This window comes from Spirosoma lituiforme (genome assembly GCF_054776635.1).
This window is the reverse complement of record NZ_BAAHBO010000001.1, coordinates 969,468-991,896: the sequence shown is the minus strand read 5'-3', so window position 1 is coordinate 991,896 and position 22,429 is coordinate 969,468. Positions and strand designations below refer to the sequence as shown.

12 protein-coding genes and 1 pseudogene are annotated in these 22,429 nt (G+C 47.6%); 4 read left to right on the top strand and 9 right to left on the bottom strand.

Annotated features, from left to right (window positions below):
• Positions 1–134: 134 nt before the first annotated feature.
• Positions 135–1,364 carry a hypothetical protein gene (locus tag ACYU87_RS04235; protein ID WP_461132775.1) on the top strand — a complete coding sequence of 410 codons (1,230 nt, stop codon included), beginning with the start codon at positions 135–137 and terminating at the stop codon, positions 1,362–1,364.
• Positions 1,365–1,429: 65 nt separating this feature from the next.
• On the opposite strand, the gene ACYU87_RS04230 is transcribed toward ACYU87_RS04235, so the two are convergent.
• Positions 1,430–1,693: a transposase gene (locus ACYU87_RS04230; protein ID WP_461133627.1), complete on the bottom strand. Its 264-nt coding sequence runs from the start codon at positions 1,691–1,693 to the stop codon at positions 1,430–1,432.
• 407 nt (positions 1,694–2,100) lie between these two features.
• On the opposite strand from ACYU87_RS04230, the gene ACYU87_RS04225 reads away from it, so the two are divergent.
• On the top strand, positions 2,101–6,327 hold the full coding sequence (locus ACYU87_RS04225) for a hybrid sensor histidine kinase/response regulator (protein WP_461132774.1): 4,227 nt from the start codon (positions 2,101–2,103) through the stop codon (positions 6,325–6,327).
• Between the two features lie 214 nt (positions 6,328–6,541).
• Here ACYU87_RS04225 and ACYU87_RS04220 read toward each other — a convergent pair whose 3' ends face one another.
• The gene (locus tag ACYU87_RS04220) at positions 6,542–8,911 is read right to left on the bottom strand and encodes a sialate O-acetylesterase (RefSeq protein WP_461132773.1); all 2,370 of its coding nucleotides are present in this window, start codon (positions 8,909–8,911) and stop codon (positions 6,542–6,544) included.
• 375 nt (positions 8,912–9,286) lie between these two features.
• On the opposite strand from ACYU87_RS04220, the gene ACYU87_RS04215 reads away from it, so the two are divergent.
• A complete protein-coding gene (locus ACYU87_RS04215) occupies positions 9,287–9,502 on the top strand; it encodes a hypothetical protein (protein ID WP_461132772.1) in 216 nt (71 codons plus the stop codon).
• A gap of 142 nt (positions 9,503–9,644) precedes the next feature.
• Here the strand turns inward: ACYU87_RS04215 and ACYU87_RS04210 are convergent.
• From ACYU87_RS04210 to ACYU87_RS04195, 4 genes and pseudogenes are all read right to left on the bottom strand, one after another.
• Positions 9,645–9,770: pseudogene (locus ACYU87_RS04210) on the bottom strand (recombinase family protein); the annotation flags it as partial.
• 481 nt (positions 9,771–10,251) lie between these two features.
• Positions 10,252–10,959, bottom strand: coding sequence for a LytR/AlgR family response regulator transcription factor (locus ACYU87_RS04205; protein WP_461132771.1), 708 nt, complete (start codon positions 10,957–10,959; stop codon positions 10,252–10,254).
• A complete protein-coding gene (locus tag ACYU87_RS04200; RefSeq protein WP_461132770.1) occupies positions 10,928–11,989 on the bottom strand; it encodes a sensor histidine kinase in 1,062 nt (353 codons plus the stop codon). Before ACYU87_RS04200 ends, ACYU87_RS04205 begins: the two co-directional genes overlap by 32 nt.
• Before the next feature lie 42 nt (positions 11,990–12,031).
• Positions 12,032–12,460 carry a DoxX family protein gene (locus ACYU87_RS04195; RefSeq protein ID WP_461132769.1) on the bottom strand — a complete coding sequence of 143 codons (429 nt, stop codon included), beginning with the start codon at positions 12,458–12,460 and terminating at the stop codon, positions 12,032–12,034.
• 194 nt (positions 12,461–12,654) lie between these two features.
• Here ACYU87_RS04195 and ACYU87_RS04190 point away from each other — a divergent pair, with 194 nt between their 5' ends.
• The gene (locus tag ACYU87_RS04190; RefSeq protein WP_461132768.1) at positions 12,655–15,108 is read left to right on the top strand and encodes a TonB-dependent receptor domain-containing protein; all 2,454 of its coding nucleotides are present in this window, start codon (positions 12,655–12,657) and stop codon (positions 15,106–15,108) included.
• Between the two features lie 348 nt (positions 15,109–15,456).
• Here the strand turns inward: ACYU87_RS04190 and ACYU87_RS04185 are convergent, their stop codons facing one another.
• The 3 genes from ACYU87_RS04185 to ACYU87_RS04175 form a co-directional block, all read right to left on the bottom strand.
• Positions 15,457–16,458 carry a sterol desaturase family protein gene (locus ACYU87_RS04185; RefSeq protein WP_461132767.1) on the bottom strand — a complete coding sequence of 334 codons (1,002 nt, stop codon included), beginning with the start codon at positions 16,456–16,458 and terminating at the stop codon, positions 15,457–15,459.
• Positions 16,459–16,734: 276 nt separating this feature from the next.
• Complete coding sequence (locus ACYU87_RS04180; RefSeq protein WP_461132766.1) at positions 16,735–18,243, bottom strand: RagB/SusD family nutrient uptake outer membrane protein; 1,509 nt, start codon at positions 18,241–18,243, stop codon at positions 16,735–16,737.
• Between the two features lie 17 nt (positions 18,244–18,260).
• Complete coding sequence (locus ACYU87_RS04175) at positions 18,261–21,392, bottom strand: SusC/RagA family TonB-linked outer membrane protein (protein ID WP_461132765.1); 3,132 nt, start codon at positions 21,390–21,392, stop codon at positions 18,261–18,263.
• Positions 21,393–22,429 lie beyond the last annotated feature (1,037 nt).

Sequence of the window (22,429 nt, the reverse complement as noted above, 5' to 3'; positions counted from 1 at the left end):
ATGTCTAATGGTGTTTACTTTTTGTTCTATAATAGCTGTAATGTATTAGCAACAGTCTAACATCAAACGTCTATACTTTGGAGATTATAAGGTAAAATAAGTCATGTCAATTAATCTAAAGATTTAACTTTTATATGACAAAAATAAAAGTTGCAGAGTTTGGGAGTTATTTTAGGAATGTAGATCGATTCAGATATACTTCTTCAAGGACACTTCTTGAATTTGATATGTTGTTTTTAGATTTCCCTTTTATGTTAGATGATTCATATACAAATCGGATAGGTGATTATGAGAGACGAAAAAAAGAGTTAGAAGAGTTTATTCATTATAAAAATATTCCCATAATATATTTTACGCCTGAGCAAAGCCTTTTTAATGTTTATATTAATAACGTAGGTAGATCAAAAAGTCTCGATTTTTTTGTTCCAATACCTAAGACCGAAACAGATAAGCAGTCAGGTACAACCATTGAAATAGAATCAAAAGGCTTATTTACTGACTTTTTGACAAAATATCAGAACCACTTTTATTACAGTGCTTATTTAAGTACTTTTTCAGGAAGTAAAATTGCTTCGACACCTGTAAATAAAAAACCTTTAGGTTTTTGGGCTCAAGAATGCGTTTTTCTACCTCCAGTTAAAGAAAGCGTTCAAAGTGTTCAAGAAGATTTCTTCAACGACTTATACTCAGTAATAAAAAAAATACGTGTTTCACGAGAAAGAATAGAGTTGCCTGAATGGACAAAGGATTATTTACTGCCTACTGAAAGTGAGTTGGTAAATGATATAGCTTTAATCTCAGATAATATTGAAGCATTAAACAACGAGTTACAGATTAAAAGAGAGCAGTATGACTCTGTAGCAAAAAAGAAAATATTCTTCGTAGCTACTGGGTCAGAGCTTGAAGAAGAAATCGAAAAACTCTTACTAGAGCTAGGGTTCATAATATTAGAGACGGGAAATAATCGAGAAGACTTAGTTGTACAATATAAAGATAAGATTGCGGTAGTTGAAGTTAAAGGCGTCAAAGGGTCTTCTGCAGAAAAACATTCTGCTCAACTTGAAAAATGGTCAGCAGAGTACTTTGCACGAACAGGAACAAAGCCAAAACCAATATTAATCGTAAATGCGTATAAAGATAATCCGTTGATTGAGAGAAACGAACCCGTATTTCCCGATCAAATGCTAAGATATTCGACGTTAAGAGACCATTGCCTAATTAGCACATTACAATTGCTCGGCCTTTATTACCATATACAAAATGATCCTATTGAAGCAGATAGTCAAATTGAAAACTTATTCTCTACAGTAGGAACGTATAAGGAGTTTAATGATTGGGATAAATTTATTTCACTAAGATCTTAGTAGTAGAGGGAATTGTTAAAGATATTTCTATAATGTTTCGCCAATTTCGTTTTTATATCTGTGAATTAGTCCATGAAGAAAGAAACCTCCTTTTTGCGAAAAAAACAACGTATACGGTGGCGGTCTGCCTGTAAGTAAGCAACTTCTTCCAATACAGCGGCTTGGAGCGATTCCAGGCTTGTAAAGAGCCTGTTTTTCAGAGATCGCTTAAGTTGGCTCCAGACTAACTCGACTGGGTTGAGGTGGGGACTATAGGCCGGTAAACGCTCCAGGTGAATTCGACCAGGTCGGCGGTGAAGCCAGTTTCTAACGGTTTCGGAACGGTGTATAGCGGCTCCATCCGCACAGGCGGCCCGGTCAGATCACCAACATATTTTGACGTCGGTAATGCCAACAAAGCTTGCTTAAGAACCAACGGATATATTCGCTTTTGTTGGGGAATTGTAGGCTATCATATAGAGTGTATGATAGCCCTTGTTTTTGGCTTACAGTCTGTGGTATTTGACAAATTTTTATAATTGGCCACTTAATAAATAATAAGTTCATTTTTCCATACAGGTATGTATATTAAGTACATTATACCCTTAGTTTACCTACCTTCGGCGACCAGTGAGAGGATATAGACTATACGTTCAGCTATCTAATTTTGAGGTTTCTATCTAATTTTTAATGCTAGTGGGTCCGCCCCGCTTTTCTACTATTTTTCACTGGGTAATATCCGTTTGCTGAGCCGTTCATGAACCGATTTACTGCTGTCCTGTTGGTCGCTAGTCTGCTTTTCCATTTGTCTCAAGCGCAAACCAGCAATGTAGGCTTTAAGCACATTACCACGTATGAAGGCCTATCCCAAAGCAACGTAACCGCCATTCTGCAGGACCAACAGGGATTTATGTGGTTTGGCACTCAGGACGGTCTAAATCGATACGATGGGTATTCCTTTTCGGTGTATCAGCATGATCCTCTCCAGACCTCCAGTCTAAGTGATAACTACGTGTTGGCACTTTATGAAGATCGCAAAGGCCAGCTCTGGGTGGGAACCGATGATGGTGGTCTGTGCCGATTTGATAAACAAACCGGCAAATTCAGCGTATTTAAAAGCACCGAAAAGGATAGCAAAACCTTAAGTAACAATCATGTTACGGCTATTAAGGAAGACGGTCAAGGGAATCTATGGATAGCAACCGGAAACGGACTCAATCGATTTGATCCGGCCCAGGGTACCTTTACCCGATACCAGCATCGAGCCAGTGATCCGGGGAGTCTGGGTCATAACCTGATTCAGGATGTGCTGGTAGATCATAAAGGGCAGATCTGGGTGGCTACTTTAGGCGCGGGCCTGGACCGCTGGGACGCTCAGAGACAGACTTTCCAACATTTTAAAAACATACCTTCCGATCCTTCGTCTTTAAGCCAGAACGCCCTCAAAAAGCTGTTCCAGGACTCAAAAGGGCGGCTGTGGATTGCCACGGAAGGGGGCGGCTTAAACTTGCTGAATGAGGATCAAAAAACGTTCATCCAGTATCGACACAACGCGGGCAACCCAACGTCTATCTGCCATGACGATATTAATACTTTGGCAGAAGATAGGGAAGGCGGCCTGTGGGTAGGCACCGAAAACGGTGGAATCAGCGTATTGAATAAAAACAGAACGGCTTTTACTCACTACCCCTATCAGGAGAACAATCCCAATGGTCTGAACAATGGCTCTATCTACGCTCTTTGCCAGGATCGTAGCGGCAATATGTGGGTTGGCACCTATAGCGGAGGAATCAATTTCTTCGACCATCAACCAGCCAAATTCCGCCTGTATCAGAAAGACATTAACGACCCAAACAGCCTTACGAATAATAACGTAATGGCTGTTCTGGAAGATCATCGGGGTAATGTGTGGACCGGAACGGATGGGGGTGGCCTGAATGTCCTGCATAAAGCTACCCAGCACTACACTCACTACCGCCACAAGTCCACTAATTCGAAAAGTATTCCGAGCGATTTTATCATGAGTATCTACCAGGATCGTGATGGGGATATCTGGGTGGGTAGCTACAAAGGGGGACTCAGCTTGTTTCGCCAAGCATCAGAGGACTTCCTGAATTTTCCGGTAACTGACGACGCCAAGGGTCTCAGTCAGGAAACAGTTTCCACCATCACGGAAGGGAGAAAAGGGGAAATCTGGTTAGGCACTCTGGGAAAGGGCATCAGCCGATACGACAAAAAGACCCGTCTGTTTACCCATTATAAACCAGATCCGACTCGTTCCGGGCACCTCACACAAGGCTACATCAGTTCGTTGTGCTTCGATCACCACCAAAATTTATGGATTGGTACGGAAGGGGATGGCCTTCAGGTCATTGATGGCCAAAGCGGCACCTTCCATACCTACCGGCATGACCGGTCTGTTCCGGGGAGTTTAAGTCATAATTTAGTCAACAGCCTCCACGAAGATGCCTGGCATCGGATGTGGGTGGGTACCAACGGAGGACTAAACCGTTTTGACCCCCAAACTCAGTCCTTCATTAGTTACCAGGAAAAAGACGGATTGGCCAGTAAGGTCATTCAGAGCCTGCTAAGTGATCGGGACGGTAAGCTCTGGATTGGTACCAACAAAGGGTTGTCGGTTTTTAATCTGACCAGAAAAGCGTTCCGGAATTTTGATTCGGGCGATGGGTTGCAGCCAGGGTCATTTAATCGAATGGCCGCTTATGAAGGCCAACAGAATCACTTGTTTTTTGGTGGTATCAACGGACTCAATAGAGTTGACCCGACTCAGTTACCCGACAATTTGTTTATACCCCCGGTAGTGATTACTCATCTTCATGTTTTTAACCGGCCCATTTGGCTTCGTTCGCTTCAGATCACACTTCCCCATCACCAATCGACGGTAACCTTTGGGTTTGCCGCCCTTAACTATTCGCATCCCGAACGAAATCAGTACACCTATAAACTGGAAGGATTTGATAAAGGCTGGAGTTTAAAGGGTCCCGGGCGAGTGGCGACTTATACGAACCTTGAGCCGGGTACCTATACGTTTCGGGTGAAAGCTTCTAACAATGACGGCCACTGGAATGAAAAGGGGACCGCTTTTCGAGTTATTCTTGAACCGCCCTATTGGCAAACCTGGTGGTTCAGAACGATTGGGGCTCTGTTACTGATGGGTAGCACTTACCTGCTATACCAAAGGCGCGTACGAATACTCAAACTCGGAAAAAGGAGACTGGAAGTAATGGTCAGCCAGCGGACAAAAGAAGTATTTCAGCAGAAAGAACAGCTGCGAAACCAGGCCGAAGAATTACGAAGTCAGACGGAGACATTGCAAAGTCAAGCGAATGAAATGCATCACCTCATTGAGGAACTCAGCGAGCGACGAATTCAGGAGAAGACGGCTCGGGAAGAGGCCGAAAAGGCCAATAAAGCGAAGAGTGTGTTTCTGGCCACCATGAGCCATGAGATCCGTACGCCCATGAACGGTGTACTGGGAATGGCCTATTTACTGAACGATACTGAACTGGTAGACCAGCAAAGGGAGTACGTGGATACCATCGTTCAATCAGCCCAAAATTTGCTGGGCATTATCAATGATATTCTCGACTTTTCCAAGATTGAATCGGGACATCTGGAATTGGAAGAGGGCGAGATTGATTTACCCCAGTGCATCGAAGAAGTACTTGATCTTTTTGCCAGCAAAGCTGCCCAGTCCAATCTTGATCTGGTGTATCAGCTTGACCCACAGGTGCCTCTACACCTTATTGGAGACAGTCTGCGGCTGCGTCAGATTTTGATCAATCTGGTTGGCAATGCCGTCAAATTTACGGATCGGGGAGAAGTGTTAGTCAACGTAAAGCTACACCAGCCCCTCGTGGATAGCGAGCTCAAACTACTTTTTCAGGTACGCGATACGGGCATTGGAATGGCCAGAGAACAGCTACATCGGCTTTTTAAGGCCTTTTCTCAGGTCGACTCTTCCATGACCCGGCGTTACGGTGGTACAGGTTTGGGGCTAGCCATCAGTGAACGGTTAATAAAATTAATGGGGGGCGACATTCAGGTAGAAAGTGTAGAAGGTACTGGAACAACCTTTACCTTCACCGTCCACTTAAAAGTAGGTCAGCCGGTTCAACCACCGCATCAGCCCATCAATTTAGCGGATAACGCTGGCAAACGGATACTGCTGGTCGATGATAACCCGACAAATCTGTTTATCCTGAAGACCCAGCTTGCTCAGTGGCAGTTGGCTCCCACGACAGCCTCGTCGGGCGAAGAGGCACTGGCTTTACTGGTGGAAAGCGCTCCCTTTCACCTCGTCATTACCGATCTGCATATGCCGGGTCTGAATGGCCTTGAACTAGCCCGTGCGATAAAGATCAACCATGCCCAACTGCCAATTATCTTGTTAAGTTCTGTCGGTGAAGACGCTCATAAAGCGTATTCGGAGTTGTTTGCCAACGTGTTGACCAAACCAATTCATCAGCATCAGCTTTTTGATCTGGTTCACCGACAACTCAATCTGTCCTATCAGCCGCAGCAGGCAGCTTTGCGCCCTACCCAGCAGCGCTTATCGACTGAGTTTGGTCAGCAGTATCCATTATCTATTCTGGTGGCGGAAGATTACCCCATAAACCAAAAGTTGATTCTTCGTTTATTGAGTAAGTTAGGCTACCAACCGCATCTGGCCCAGCATGGGGTGGAAGTCCTCGCGATGCTACAGCAACACGCTTATGATGTGATTCTGATGGATGTACAGATGCCCGAAATGAACGGCCTGGAAGCCACTCAATCCATTCGTCGGCAAGCAGGGCCTCAGCCGATCATCATTGCCATGACGGCCAACGCGATGAAGGAGGATGAGCAAGCCTGTCGAAACGCTGGCATGGATGATTACGTCTCCAAACCCATTTTGCTGCCCGCACTGATGAAGGCTTTGCAAACCGCTTCGGCCCAGCGACTTTCACAGAGTTATCCTTGATTACCCGCAGGCAACTGATTCGATTAGACCTATATTGACCGTTAGAAATCCAAAGGACAATTCAGATAATGGGTTCAACTTTATCGGGTAAAAAACTTGGTTAATGGGTTTAGCGAAATAGCCGTTTATTTGTTTATTTCTGATAAAGAGATGGATCATTGTCTGGGATTGATAACGTGTATGACGACTACTTATACTGTGTTTTTCGGAGTTATCAGTTGAGTGACCGTAGTACAATACTGCCCTGGTCGTCTTCTCCATTGGTGTATCCATTGCCGGGAGTCGAGTCGGAATCGGCTTGATCCGCACTCAGAATTTGAGCCTTATTCGTGTATACGCCCGCAGTGGTTAGCCTGACGGTAAATGTCATGGTAGTCGACTGACCGGCGGCTATTTGTGCAATAAGGCCACTGACGACCCCATTCGAAACACTCATGCCCGTTGTCGAGGAGACAAATTGACAATTGGCCGGCAGCACATCCTGAAGTAAAACATTCGATGAGGCTAAGCCCCCTTCGTTTTTAACGACCAGGGTGATCTCAACAAGCTGATTTACCCGGGGGGTCAGGCGATTGGCCAACAGCTGTAAACTAAGATCAGCCTTTGACGGGTCAGGTACAGGCTGATTCAGCTTAACAATCGGTAAGGTTCGCTGATTCGGGTTTGGTGATTGATACACCGCCGATGAAACAATCTTTGTTCGCAAATCAATGGATGCTTCATCAACTTCTCCATTTCCGGTACCATTGTTCGGCGTTGAGTTCAACGCGGTATTCGTTGTTGCCGTAATTTCGGCAGTAGCTCGATAATAACCAGCGGCATCCAGACGAGCGGTATAGGTCTGATTAATCAGAGAACCTGCGGGTAAAGCAGGTATCAAGGTACTAACTACGCCGTTGGCAACAGTCATACTCGCGCTGGTTGAGACGATCGATACATTGGGTGGAAGACGGCTGATGACCGAAATGGGTCCGGCATCACAGGCACTGGTATTGCGTACGAGCAAGTTGAACTGAGTGGGGTCACTCAGGTTGACAACTCGTTTAGCGGTCTGCATGGATAAAGCCAGGGAGACGCTCGACAAGCCGACTGTCTGCGAGACAACACTCGACAAACAGCCGTAGACCGGATGCTTGGCTTGTAGGCTATAAACACCCGGCGTTGTCACATTAATCGATAATGAACTTGCCCCCGTGCTCCAGGTATTGACGCCAGAATAGGACGAGGTCAGCCGCAAACCGGTGGTGCGACAGATGTTCCAGGTTCCATTATCGGTCGTTATAGTAGGCGAATTCGGCCGAACGGTAGCTGGAACTACGAGAGCGGGCGAGAAAAATATTCTTGACTGACTATCTTTAATCCGGGCCGAATAGGTACCCGTCGCGACTGTCAGACTCTGACTGGTGCTTCCCGTGTCCCATTCATACTGATACCCAGTAGGCTGAGACAACGTGAGCGTATTTCCACTCCCGCAACTTATGTTGGCCATAGGCTCCCGCAAACCCGGATAAGGCGAAATGGACGCGTATACGTTGTTGATGGCAGCCGCCCAGGCATCCCCGACTTTAACCTGCCCGGTAGGCGAATAATGTGCACCATCGGGGCGATCCTCCAGGGTGTAGATGTTATCCAGGTCAGGCCCCATAAACGCTTTATATTTTGGCTGGTTAATGACCTGGAACTGGGCTGCCCGTACATTATCGAAACGGGCTCCTGTATACGACGATATGGCAACGATACAAGCCAGATTTGGCATGTTAAATTCGAGACGCATCTTATCGATCACTTTCGTATAATATTTATAGGTCGAATCCTGCGGATTACCCCGGTCATTCTCGCCATGCAAAATCAATACGGCCCGAATGCCGGTTGTAGGCACATACAGGTTCATTACATTGCGAATGTTGACAAAAGGCATCCGCAAGTCATATCGACAAAAACCGTGTTGAAATGGAATATCATAGGCAGCCTTGTAGGTAATCTCCATATTTGTACCGCCAAAGCCGGCATTATATAACAAGACGGGCACATTGATCCGACTCACCAGTTCATCGCCCATATGGCCCCATAGCCAGGGTATATCCCCAAAGGGTGAACTCCCACTTTTGAGCAATAACTGACTGAAGGCTAACCCTGGCAGGTAGCGGGTCTCTGCCGTATTTAGGTACTGAGTGGTCGTGGTACTGCGCTGATCGATCCCAATAACGTTAACCCGTTCGTCAACAGCTCCGCCAATAGTTGGGCAATGATTTTGGCCGTTAATGATGCAGCTTGATCCCTGGGCATTGGAATGCCCCATGATCGCAAACACCTCTCCTACACCAAAGCGATCGACGGAATCACTGGCCACGATAGTCCCCAAAAGTGATCCCCGGACCTGAATTTTATACCACCCTCCTTTTACCTGAATGCTTCCGTTAAATTGTCCATTCACTGGATTGACCTGTAAGGTTGTCCAGTTTGTATTGGTTCCCTGTCCGGCAACTCTCGCTACAACCCGTGCTTCAACAAGGTCCACCGCCTGATTGTAGCTACCGGCAATCTGTACCGCTGCCTGATTAGAGACATCACGCTGAACGACCATCCGGCTAATCGGATGCGTTATTTTCAGTTGAGCAGATGATGATAAAGGGAAGCCGACACTACTTATCAAAAAAGTTATTGCCGCCACCGTCTGAAGTATATGTCTAATCATAGATTAACATAAAATGAGGGTTCCTTTAAATAGACTATTTGTGGGTATACCCGTCTGTATACTTCTTTGTGCTCCCTTAGCATCTTTTATTGTTTTTGTGTAGTTTTTTATTTAATAGTAACATATAGTATATTTATTTACAATAATCGTACCCTTTGCGTGGGGTTTGTTACTGAATCATAATTTTTTTTCTTCAGAGCTGGACATGGATGGGGCATTTCAGCAAAAGCGAAGACAAAACACGTGCTTCATAACGTGACTCACATGGCTCGATTTCGCTCCCTATCTACCTTTCAGTATGCTGAAAATTTGCTGCTTGCGGCCTGCGCCAGCTTAATCGAAGAGACCATTAATCTTAGCAAACTAAAGAATCAGGCAGGTTTGTTGTTGGGTAACCGGCTGACCAAAACTGATTCCTATGGCAAGCGGCTCACACGACTCTTCAACGATAAAACAGCTGTGCACCTCTTGAGGAACTAGTCATGGTACGGGAGCAATCATTGCGGGGCCAGACGGCTCGCATACCGTTCTGAAGGATTCAACCTCGATGGATGCTTATCGAGACTGGTCATAGTTATTTGGGCGAAAGAAGGAGAGTTAAATGGGCCACAGCTACAACTTTCTACGTTGTGGTAATCGGGATTTCGACTGAAGCGCCAATTTCGACCTCGCGTAGACGGAGATACTTATACAGAGTAGTTTTAGGGATGTGTAACTCTCGGGCGATTTGTTCAACCGGATACTTGGCTTCTTTGTAGAGACTTTCACCAAGTCGGGCTTTCTGCTCACCGGCTTTGGATAGCCCTTTAAGCTTGGCCGGGCGGCCGGTGCCGTAGAGACACGGGCGTAACCTAACTTCATGATATAGTAGTACCTAACTCACGTCAAGGACGTGAATGTGAGAAATCTATTGTCGACCTAGGAAGCAGGTTGTTAATGTTGAAGGTACAGAATTTCTAGGTTGCAAGGCGAACAAAAAGAAGGATATCCCTAAGCCCTTTGGAAAGGGAGCATCGCCTATAAATGACTATATCAATTGAATCAGTCAAAGAGAGTATAATTGAACGTACAGCGAAGGGTCTGATTTTGTCAAAGGTCTTTGTGTTAAGGTGGTAGATCGTTGGGTAAAAGTCGCCGTTGGCATCCTGTTTTTGTCACATAGAGTGACGCATTGAAAATGGCTCGGAGTGAATACTTACGTTTTTAAACATGCTCTAAGTGATTTACCCTTACTGGAACCGGTCCACTAATTCCCGGCGGTAGGTAAGCCCAACGGGCAGCGTTGCTTCGCCTACCAGAACCTCGTTGCCGCTCAGGCGTCTGATTTTGTTCAGAGAAGCCAGGTAGGATTTATGGATGCGAATAAACTGATGAGCGGGTAATCGCTGCTCGAGCTCGGTCATGGTCAAGGCCGTTACGTAGATCTGCTGCGTAGTGAACAGCTTGACATAATTGCCCCAGCTCTGGCCATACAGCAGATCGTCGTAAGCCAGTCGTACCCAGTCGCCGTCTACTTTGATCACAAAAGAAGCCGGAGCAGGTATGGATAAACTCACCCGTTGCGTTTCTTCTTCGGGTTGCGCGACCACGACCTTATCAATGGCCTTCAGGAATCGGGCGAATTCGATGGGCTTTAGCAGGTAATCCACTACGTTGTAATTGTAGCTTTCCAAAGCAAACTCCGAATGGGCGGTCGTGAGAATAACTTTGGGTGGATGGGTCAGCGTTTCCAGCATCTGGAGGCCATTCATCTGGGGCATATTGATATCCAGAAACAGGAGATCGACGGGCTGACGGTGCAGGAAATTAATGGCTTCCAGCGCATGATAGCAACTGCCGACCAGCGCTAGTTGGTCTACCTGCTCAACGTAGTGTTGTAATACGTAATGAGCGGCTACTTCATCGTCAATGAGCAGGCACCGCAATGGACTGGGCATGGAGCAAGGGAGTTAACTGAACAATCAGTTCGGTTTTGTACCGGCCCGGTGGCTGTTCGACCCGGAGTTGATGCTTACCGGCATAGAGAATCTCCAGCCGCTGGCGCGTGTTCTGCAAGCCCAGTCCAGTCGACGTAACGGGTACCTTATGGCTCGGCACCGAGTTTTCGATGCGAAGGGTTAATGCATCGCCATTCAGCGTTACGGAAATAGCGACGAAGCAGCCCTGGATATCACCTGTTCCATGTTTGAACGCATTTTCGACTAGCGGTATGAGCAGGAGCGGGGCTAACTGATAACCTTGTAGGCAGTATGTATCGGTTGGATGCGTATACGCAATTTGGCAACGGTTTCCTACGCGTTCGCGTTCCAGCGTCACGTAGCTGGTGATAAACTCGATTTCCTGCTGAAGCGATACCCACGACCGCCGACTGCTATCGACCTGATACCGCATCAGCTTCGAGAGCTGCATCAGTAAATCAGGCATGCGGGCAGGTTGATGCAAGCTGATGCCGTACAGGTTGTTTAGTGTATTGAAAAAGAAATGCGGATTCAACTGAGCGTGCAGAAACTTCATCTGTACCTCCTGAAGCAGCAACTGATCCGCATGGCGCTCCTGCTGCTGCTGGTAAAAACGCTGGATCAGGAAAAGAGCCAGAATGGCAATCAGACTGACCATGCAGGTAGCCAGATGGAAAAGACCGATTTCGCGCCAGTCCTGGGTGTTATAAAACTCCGGATAAAGCCAGTAATTAGCCGTATAGACTACTAAGCTGCCCGCCAGCAAACACAGAGTCGTCAGGACGAGGTAGCGCCTGACCTGCTGGCTGAATAACAATGGAAACAGCACAAACCGGTGAAACTGCGCCTGGCCGTAGAGCAGCAGAAAGTAGATAAGGGCTCGGCCAAAATCATTAAGGGTGGTCAGCCGATTCCAGGAGTTGAGCGACATCAGCACGAAAAGGACTACAAAGAAGAGTCCTTCCCGTAACCATCGCTTTCGGTTATCGAACCAGGTAGGTAGTCGCATCGATCAGTCTACGTTTTTAATGAGTGGTACCCGCAACTTGGTTCAGTTCGCTTTGGGTTTCAGTCGCTCGCTAAGCAGCCAGTCCAGGCTATAGCGACCCGGCCCGATGGCCAAAATAGCCAGGTAGCCAATCAGAAAGCTCGTTGCCAGTTCACCCTCGCCCAGCAAGTCCCAGTGGTGCGACTGGAAGATAACCGCCATCGCGATCAATAAAGGCAGGAGAGCCAGCCGGGTGAACAAACCCAGCATCAGCATCACTGAACATCCCAGTTCGGCGAAGATAGCCAGCGCCAGCGAAAGGGAACTAGCCAAACCCATAAAGTGGGTGAAGTCGGTTTTCCACTCGTGGAAATGCATGAGTTTGACATACCCGTGATTGACACTCATCATAAACCCAAAACCCAGGCGTACGACGAGGGCCGTTAGATCAGGGTAAGCCACCAGAAGCTTCTGGAAGAATAGTCGAGCCATGCTTGTCCGTAAAAAACGTTTAGTATCAGGCAATTTTCTGCAAAACAACATGGAACGCACAAGCTCTACAAACGTAAATGACCAACTCAGTTGGTCACCAAAAAGACCTCGTTCGTCATTCTTTTGCCAAATACCCCAACCATTAAACCGTACTTTACCCCATTCTACTGGATTCCCGGCGGCATTTAATCGGCATGAACTTCTCGACGCTCTACTACGTATCATTCTTCTTTTTGCTATCAATCCGTGCTGTTGCTCAGCAACCAACTCCTTCAGCCGTTTCTCAATCGGCAGGTCAGCTGAACGGAATCGTGCTGGATTCGGTAACTCGTCAGCCAGTACCTTTTGCTACGGTTGCGCTGTTAACGGCTGCTGGTGCCGTATTGACCGGCAAAACAACGTCCGAAAGCGGCTCCTTTGCCTTTTCGGGCGTACTGCCCGGTTCCTATAGCCTTCGGCTGACGTTTATTGGCTACCAGTCCCGGACAGTTGACGCCCTTACGCTGACGGCCCAGAAGCCGGTTTTGCAACTGGGTACGCTATTACTGCGTCCGGAAAGTCGTCAACTCAGCGAAGTTGTGATCACCGGGCAGAAGGCATTGATCGAAGAAAAATCAGACCGACTGGTTTATAACGCAGCGAACGACCTGACCAACAAAGGAGGGACGGCGGTGGATGTATTGCGCAAAGCGCCCATGCTCACGGTGGACGTAACGGGGAATGTGCAACTGCGGGGTAGCTCGAATCTGAAAGTGCTGCTCAACGGTCGACCGTCGGGTTTGCTGGCGCGTAACCTGAGCGAAGCGCTGAAGATGATTCCGGCCAATACCATTCAATCGGTGGAAGTCATTACCAGTCCATCGGCGCGCTACGATGCCGAAGGGTCGGGCGGGGTCATCAACATCATCACCAAGAAGCAGCTGAAAGGTTCTTCTGGTAATCTGGACGTAACGGCGGGCAACTACATGCAGTCGCTGGGGGGCAGCTACGGATTCAAACGGGAGAAATTTGGGTTGACGTTTTCCGGAAATGCCGATGCCGAACGCGAAAAAAGTGTTTCGGAAATAACCCGCGTATCGCTGCTGAACGGCCAGCCCGCCGGTGAGTTGTTCCAGCGACGCAGTGCCAACAACGTTCATCGGGGCTGGTTCGGGGACTTGAGTATGGAATACGCCTTCGATACGCTGAACCGGGTGAACGTCTCGATCAGTACGTGGGGTGGGGCCTGGCCCAATTCGAATGGGCTCTATAACCGGTTTCGAAATGCCGAGGGTATTGTCTCCCAGGAATACAATCAGGACGTCGACCAGCAATCGCCGTTTGGCAATGTGGAATTTAACGCGGGCTATACCCGAACGTTCAAAAAACCGAAACAGGAGCTTACCGTGCTGGGTCAGTACAGCTACACGTTCGACAACACGCGCTACACCAGCGACCAGTATAGCCTAGCGGGTTCGCCCATTTATCGGGAAATGAGCCAGAATAAAAGCCAGAATCCACAGCTCACGGTTCAACTCGATTATACGCATCCCTTTTCATCCGCGGGTCGCCAACTGCTCGAATTTGGGGTGAAAGCCATCCGGCGGGATGTGGGCAGTACGTATGCAATATACACCAGCAGTCTGGACGCGGTCGATCTGTTAACTTTTAATGCAGGTCGTTCCAATACGTTCGCGTATGACCAGCAGGTACTGGCCACCTATGCATCGCTGAAGCTGACCAATCAAACCAAATGGACCCTTCAATCGGGCGTTCGCCTGGAGAATACCGTTATGGATGGGCGATTTGCCGATTCAATACCCCCGTTCCGTATTCGCTTTACCAACATCATACCCAGTGTTATCCTGAGTAAGCAACTGGATGAGCGCCAGTCGGTCAAAGTCAGCTATACGCAGCGTATTTCCCGGCCCATGATCTGGGATCTGAATCCCTTCATCAACGCCAGTGACCCGAAGAATCTGAGTGCGGGTAACCCCCAGTTGCGCCCCGAACTGACGCATCTGGCCGAACTCTCGTACAGCCTGACTACTAAAAGCGGGGCGTATCTGAATCTGGCGCTCTACCGTCGGCAAACCGACAATTCCATCGAAGACGTGCGAACGGTCGATACATCCGGGGTATCGCAAACCATCAAGCAGAACGTAGCGCGGAATCAGCGAACGGGACTGAATGTAAACGTAGCGGGGCAACTAAACCGGAACTGGAAAGTAAACGGCGGAGGGGAGTTTTACCATACGCAATTCAGTAGTACGGCCTTGCAGGTGCAGAATGCGGGCTGGCTCTGGCAGCTTAACCTGAACATGGCCTATCAGTTGCCCAAAAATTATTCGCTGCAAGCCTACGGCATGTACAGCACCGGCTGGGTCCTGTTGCAGGGTAAAAACTCGGCCTGGTATCATTACAGTCTGGCAGCCCGCAGGGAGTTCTGGGACAAGAAAGGCAGCCTGACGCTGGGGCTTAACAATCCGTTTACGCATCCGTTTCGGCAAACTAACGATTCGCAGTCCAACTCCTTTCGGGCGCACACCGCCAATCAGTACGTCACGCGATCGGTCAAACTGACCTTTAGCTGGCAGTTTGGGCAGATTCGGGCGGGAGGGGAAACACTGGGTAAAAAGGTAACCAACGACGATGCCAAGACAAAATGATGGACATGGGCTTTTTGGCCCTGTCAGTTAGGGGTAGCCCCACTCCATTTAACTTAGTCTTTGTTGAAGCCGGCATCGTTAAGCCAACGATTTTGACACGATGCGCTCCATCATTTCCGAGCATTGGATTAGTTCGTGAGTGCTTTGACTGTTCTGGTCAGGACTTGAACGAAATGCGGATCGGTTGACTGATCTGCCGACAAGTGTACCTGGCTTCACTTACCTGCTGCCCCAATGAGATAAAGGAGCGGGCTTTCCCAATCTCGGTAGATAGTTTTGTTAGTACATCCACTGATTCATGGATGGGTTGCCTTAGCTGGCGGCTCAGACTGGCCGGTTTGTGTAGGGTTAGCTTACGGGAGTCGCAGGCTCGTTGGTAGTCTGCTGAAGATAATTGTGGCGAACTATTTTTGCCGTTTTATGATCACCTGTGTGACTCCAGCCAGGGGGCATGACGATGTATAAAAGCTTATTTATCAGGCCGGGAGCCCGTTTCATGTCGATGAACAGAGCGTAGAACTCCCCAAAATAAGCATCCCCAAAATGACCCCGCCTGACCTGCCGGGATATGCCATATTCAATTTTCAAACCTTTCTCTTCCGTTTGTAGGGTGCCAAAGGCTTTATCCCAAATAGGCAATAAATTACAAAAGTTAGTGTCCATGTAAAGTGGATTCTTGGCATGGTGTACGCGGTGGTGTGAGGGGGTAAGCAGGATTTTATTGAGAAAACCCAGCCGACCATCTTTCAAAAGGTTTTCCCCTACGTGGATAAAAGCGCCCCACGTTCCGTCAATGAACATGATCAGAAACAAAAGGGGAGGATTCACTCCGAGTAGCAGACAAATGGTCGTCCGGATAACATCGGCGTAGGGAGCCTCCAGGAAAAAGTGGGCATACGTAACCGAAAGGTTCATATCTTCCGGTGCATGATGCGTAGAATGCAGGCACCAGAACAGCCGCACTTTATGGCCCAGATAATGATAGACAAAGTGAGCGAGTTCCCAAACAATATAGCCGTAGATGAACCAGTACCAGGTAAGGGTAGTCGTAAACAACGCGTGGTTTTCAAACAAGCCGATGCAAAAAGCGACAGCGCCAATGGAAAGGTACCGGGAAATAAAGCGGTTAACGATGTAGATCAAAAAAGACATCTTATAGTTTTCCACGTTGAAGGTGCGGTATAAACCTCCCCGAATCAGTTCGATCAATAACAGGAGCGGAATCAGGGGAGAGAGGGCCGCCTGGATGCCCTTCCAGGTAAGTAATGAGTGGTAGTCACCCGAACGGAACATCGCCATCCAGTGGTGAATACCCAAAAAGCCGGTAAGCTCGTCGACAAGAAGTTGCATAATGTCTGTCATAATGAGTTGCTTAAGCGTTGATGTACTACAAGCCAGAAGCTAAAAATGGAGAAAGCCTACTTGGTACAGGTATTCAGGAAAACCACTTTTGCCGACTCGTCGGTTAACCGAGACAAGAGCTAGCCGTGTAAACAGAAAGAGAAGCCTGTAAAGCCTAGGTTAGTACTTATGTTGACGACTCACACCCCTTTTTACCATCCGTTGTGCATTCCGTAACGAGCGCGCTACTGACGGTAAAAAGAGGCTCTATTCGCTGACAGCGGCTTAATAACCGGTGTTGTTAGGCAACAAATTCGGGTTTACGTTCAGCTCCTGAAGAGGCACTGGAAAGAGCAGATTTTTCTCGGTAAATGTGGCGTCAAAAACTGTTTTGTGCCCCACAAAATCGTCCCAGTTGCCCGTTACGTCGTTGTGTACTTTGCGGGTGCGGATCATATCGAACCACATCTTGTTTTCGAAGCATAGCTCGAAGTAGCGCTGCAACCAAACCTCCTGTTCGAAAGCGCTTTGGCTCAACGTACCGATTGATGCCAGTTGGGCGCGGGTACGAATTTTATTGACGTAATCAACCGCTTTTGCATTAGGCGAACCCTCGGCCCGGTTGGATGCTTCGGCATACATCAGATACACATCGGCCAGCCGGTACAATGTATAATTGAGGTCAGACTTGGCGGTATTCGTTACAGCGTTCACGTCGAACCACTTATAGATATATGTGTTTCTGAATGTTACGGTCTCGCCCGTTTTCAGACTGGGATAGGACCGGTATACGTACTGCCGATCCTGCACCCGTTTGTCGCCCGCCGGAAACGACTTTATAAACTGATCCGTCGGATAAACAGACCCGTATTCATCCGCGTATTTCGAGATGCCCGAATAGTTGGGAATCGTGAGGGGTGTCAGCGGGTTAATGGATGGAACACTGGCGGCATACTGAACCTGCAGAATAAATTCGCCCAGGTTTTTGTTGGCCGGATTGATCATATCCGTGTATTCCGAAAATAAGGTATACCCACCGTTTTGAATCACATTCAGCGAACGTTTGGCCGATTCGGCATAATACGACGCTCCACCGTTGATGGCGGCCCCCGCGTAGGTCAGGTACACATCGGCCAGGAGCGATTCAACAGCGCCCATCGACACCTTCCCGGTATTATCCTGCCAGGGTAGCGTCGATTTTTCGGCCAGCAGCAGATCGGGAATAATAATTTTGTCATAAATGTCCTTCGCCGGTGTGCGGGGAACATTCAGGTTCAGGTCGGTCGGAGTACTGGTTACACTCGGTACCGCCCCGTACATACGCACCAGTTGAAAATAATACAGGGCTCTCAGGGTATGGACTTCAGCCAGCATATTTGTTTTCTGCTCGTCCGTTAGTCCGCTGGCATTGATCGAGGGAATACTCTGAATGGCCAGATTACAGTTCCCAACTCCCAGGTACATCTGCTGCCACCAGGTATCAAAGTAAAAGGACGAATTATTGTAGGCTAGCTTCTGAAAGGTAGCAAACCCGGTCTGTCCCAGATCACTGTTGACTTTGCCGGTTACAAACTCCAGCAGGTTCCAGGTATTGCCACCATAAGACGCAGGCTGACCAGCCAGAAAACCCTGCAGGCTGGCATAGCCCGCATTGGCGTAGGCACGAGCCACTTTTACGCTCGAAACATTCGAAGAAGGCGTAATAAACCCGGTTGGATTTTCCTGTAAAAACTCTTTACAGCTCCCCATGGTCAGCAGAGCAATGACCACTACACTATATCTGATTAATTTCATGACGTTTCGTGAAAGAATTAAAAGGTGAGGTTTACGCCCAGATTCCAGACACGGGGACGGGGATAGGAAAAGAAATCGAGGTTTTGCGAAAAGGCACTGTTCGACCCGTACCCTGCATTAAACGTGTCTACCTCCGGGTCGTAACCGCTGTATTTGGTGATAATGAATAGGTTCTGTACACTCGCGTAGACGCGCAGCCGGTTTATTTTCATACGCTGTAGGGCAGAATTGTCAAAGTTGTAACCCAGTACAAAGTTTTGCCCACGAATGAACGAGCCATCTTCTACCCACCACGTATCGAAGTGCGAATCCTGCGCAAATTTGTAGTTTCGCACTTGCGAAATCATGGTGTTCTGGTGGTCGGGTGTCCAGGCATCCAGCACGGTGGCCAGACTGTTTGCCAGCGTCTGCCGGTCTTCGGTAGAATGCTTGAAGGTGGCTGCGGTATTGATACCCTGCACAAAGCGGATATCGGCAGTAAGGTCCCAGTTTTTATATTTGAACGTGTTGCTCAGTACGCCCGTCCATTTGGGGGTTGTGCGGCCAATGATGCTGTAGTAGTTGCTGCCATCGGCATTGTAGATATACTTCCGGTCGCCGGGCTTAAGGTTATGCTTGGCGGCTTCATCGGCCTCGTTTGTGCCGTACGTACCCAGCCGGGTCATGCCCCACAGCGATCCAATGGGTTCGCCTACTCGCAAAATGTTGGTCTGACCCAGAAAATTAGGACCGGGAAAAATATCCGCGTTGCCGTTATTCAGTTTTAAAATCCGGTTCCGGTTCGACGCAAAAACGACACTGCTCGTCCAGGTAAAGTTATTTTTCCGAATGTTCGTACTGTTGAAACTCACCTCCACACCCGAGTTTCGGACCGAGCCAATGTTCTGGTACACATTGGCATTTTGCTCACCCGCCGACCACGGGATGGGGGCCTGCAACAGCAAATCTTTGGTCACCCGGTTATAATAATCGACGGTCAGGTTGATGGCTTCACCGATACCCAGTTCGACCCCGGCATCGAACTGCTGCGATCGTTCCCATTTCAGATTCGGGTTACCCAGATAGCTGGGCAGCAGGGCCGATTGCTGGGTACCCCCCAATATGGTGTTGGTCGGCTGAATCTGGGCAATGGAGCGGTACTGACCAATTTCCTGATTACCCGATAAGCCGTAGCTTGCCCGTACTTTTAAGTTGGTAATGGTTTTGTTGCCTCTTAGAAAATCCTCTTCCGATACGCGCCAGGCAGCTCCTGCAGACGGGAAAAAGGCAAATTTATTATTGGCCCCGAATTTCGATGACCCATCGTAGCGACCCGTAGCCGTGAATAAATACTTCTCGTTCAGGTTATAGCTCAACCGGGCGTAGTAAGAATTCATGGCCCACTTATAATCCGATGAGGTCGACGAACTTTTTACCGAACCCGAACCGAGATTGTGCCACTGAAAAATATCGTCGATAAAGTTCTGAGTCTCAACGTAGGCAGTTTCCTGGTTGTACTGTTGCCAAGAGGCACCCAGCAAGGCCGTCAGGTGCTGATGCTCATTAATGGTTTTATTCCAGGTCAGGTAATTTTCCGATTGCCAGTACCGGGTCGAGTTATTGGTAATCCCCGCTACCCCGCCCTGATCCGCCGAGATGTGCGGCAGGTTCTGCGACGAGAAAAAGTTATTTTTCTGGTAATTGACATTATAGCCTAAATCCGTCCGGAAGTCGAGGTCTTTGGTGATGTGAAACAGCAGGTAAACATTGCCTAACGCCTGCAGGGTATTGTTGAGCGTGTATCGGTTTGTGGCGGTGTTGACCGGGTTAGGGGCTCCTTCCAGACCGGCAATGTCGTTATTGCCCGCCCAGGTACCATCCGGGTATTTGACGGGTACAATCGGCACTTCTTCCGATACCGAACGGGGAACGTTTAAGCCTCCGTTTCCGTCCGACACTACTTTTTGCTGGCTGTTGATCCCCGAAATGGTACCACCAATTTTCAGCCATTTGTTAACGTTGTTGTCGAGCGTTAACCGAACCGAGTACCGCTTGAAACCGGAGTTGATCATCAGGCCATTCTGGTTCAAATACCCAAGCGATAGACTGTACACGGTTTTTTCATTGCCTCCCTGAACGTTCAGATTCTGATTCTGAGAAAAAGCGGGCTTATAGACTTCTTTTTCCCAGTTAGTATTATACAGAGGCTTGTTGTTTGTATCGAACAGCAGCGGGAAATGAGCGTGATCAAGCGGAGCGAGGGGCGTCCAGGTCGCGCCATTGGGGTCAAACTTGCTGCCGTTGGTGAATGCCTGGTTGTAAACCTGAATGAACTCATCCGAATTTAGCGTTCGGACGTGCCGGTACAGGTCGCTCACGTTTACGTCGCCGGAGTACGTAACACGGGCAGCTCCTGACCGGCCCCGTTTGGTCGTAATCAGAATAACCCCGTTGGCACCCCGTGCCCCATAAATTGCCGTTGACGAGGCATCTTTCAGCACTTCCAGCGAGGCAATGTCATTGGGATTGATAGAATTACCATCCACCCCAATGACGCCGTCGACAACGTATAGCGGATCGATGTTGGAGTTGATTGATCCTAAACCACGAACCCGTACTTTGGCGGCTGCTCCCGGTGCGTTGCTGTTTACGCTGACTTCAACGCCGGCTATTTTCCCCTGCAACGCCTGGGAGACGTTGGGTACGGGTTTATCCATCAGCTCTTCTCCTTTGATGGTAGCTACTGCCCCGGTTAAGTCTGATTTTTTTACGGTACCGTAGCCAATAACCACAACTTCGCCAAGGGCTTTTGCATCAGGTGCCAGTGTAATGCTGACCGTGTTTCGGTTACCCACTTTTACTTCCTGACTGATATAGCCAACAAAACTAAATACTAAGGTTGCCGAAGTGTTTGGCACAGAGATCTTATAATTTCCTTCTGTGTCTGTTGTTGTTCCGATACCGGTGCCTTTGATAATAATATTTACACCCGGTACCGCCGTTTTAGTTTCCGAATCGATAACTTTTCCGGTAATAGGTATATCTACTGATAATAAAGAGCCAGGAATTCCGGCACTCACAGTAAGTAGTTTTGCCAGTAAAATATTCAACAGAATAAACTGCCTAAATCTGCCAATTCTACAGATGCATTTCTGTATATTCGTCTTCATACGTTTTGTAGGTTAAAAAATATAAAAGTTTATACCAAATTATACGTGAAAGGGCAAGGTTTCTCTATACTCAGGAAATGCTTAAATATATGACAGCTACTACTTATAATCAGTTAGTTAAATTGTTGATGATTAAGTAATTTTCATAACTTATTAAATCTATTATTAAGAAAATTAAAGAGTTTTTAAGGATAGCTCTAATGAAGTAATTCAATGCTAAAGGCTAAATAATTTAATGTAGATGGTCTGATTTAGTATCTAAATCTATGCCTCTTTTGGTGTGATTATTTTAAATAAAGTAATAAAGGATAATGCCAGAACCTTTACTCTCAAAAAAGATTAAAATATCATTAAGTAAAAGCCAATTAATGAATTATTATAAAAGCAGAGATGACTAATAAAGACAATGGTTTATTTAGGCAATACAATAGTGTATTCCTGCGAGTTTATATCCATTCTATTATTTTTAAGGTTACTTTTTTGTTATAGTTATTTTTAATAATTCGTGAGCGTAGTCTTCCCCATAATTTTGATGGTCCGCCGTAGCGGTAGGTTTCACAAACTTGCTTTAAAGGGTACGTTAGATAAGACTGCCGGATAGATAGACTTATTCATACCGCTAATTCTTTATGAGGTTTCTTGAAAATCGGACTCAGTATGTCTTGAACCTTTGAAAGTGAGCCAGTGAGCAATAGCGTGAAAAACTAATTTTCACAAGTTTTAAAAAGCGAACTGAAAGCAGCCGCATCGGTGGTCCGGTCTCAATCGTAAGATAACCGGTAGATAATCGCTCAGATCACTCACGAGTGTGGGAATGAGCCGCAATGCGCTAGCAGAACCAACGGTCATCAAGCAGAAAGACAAAGTATTCAGCATTCGGATCGAGCAGTTGGCTTGGCGGCACAAGTACTGGGGTGTGGCCTGTAATCCGTGCTGATCACGGTCTGCTGTTGCGGCCAGATCTTACGTCGGATAATTTGATTGGTAGTCGTAAGGTTCGTAACGACCCGGCGGCCCGTGCTGTCGATTCCCCTTTA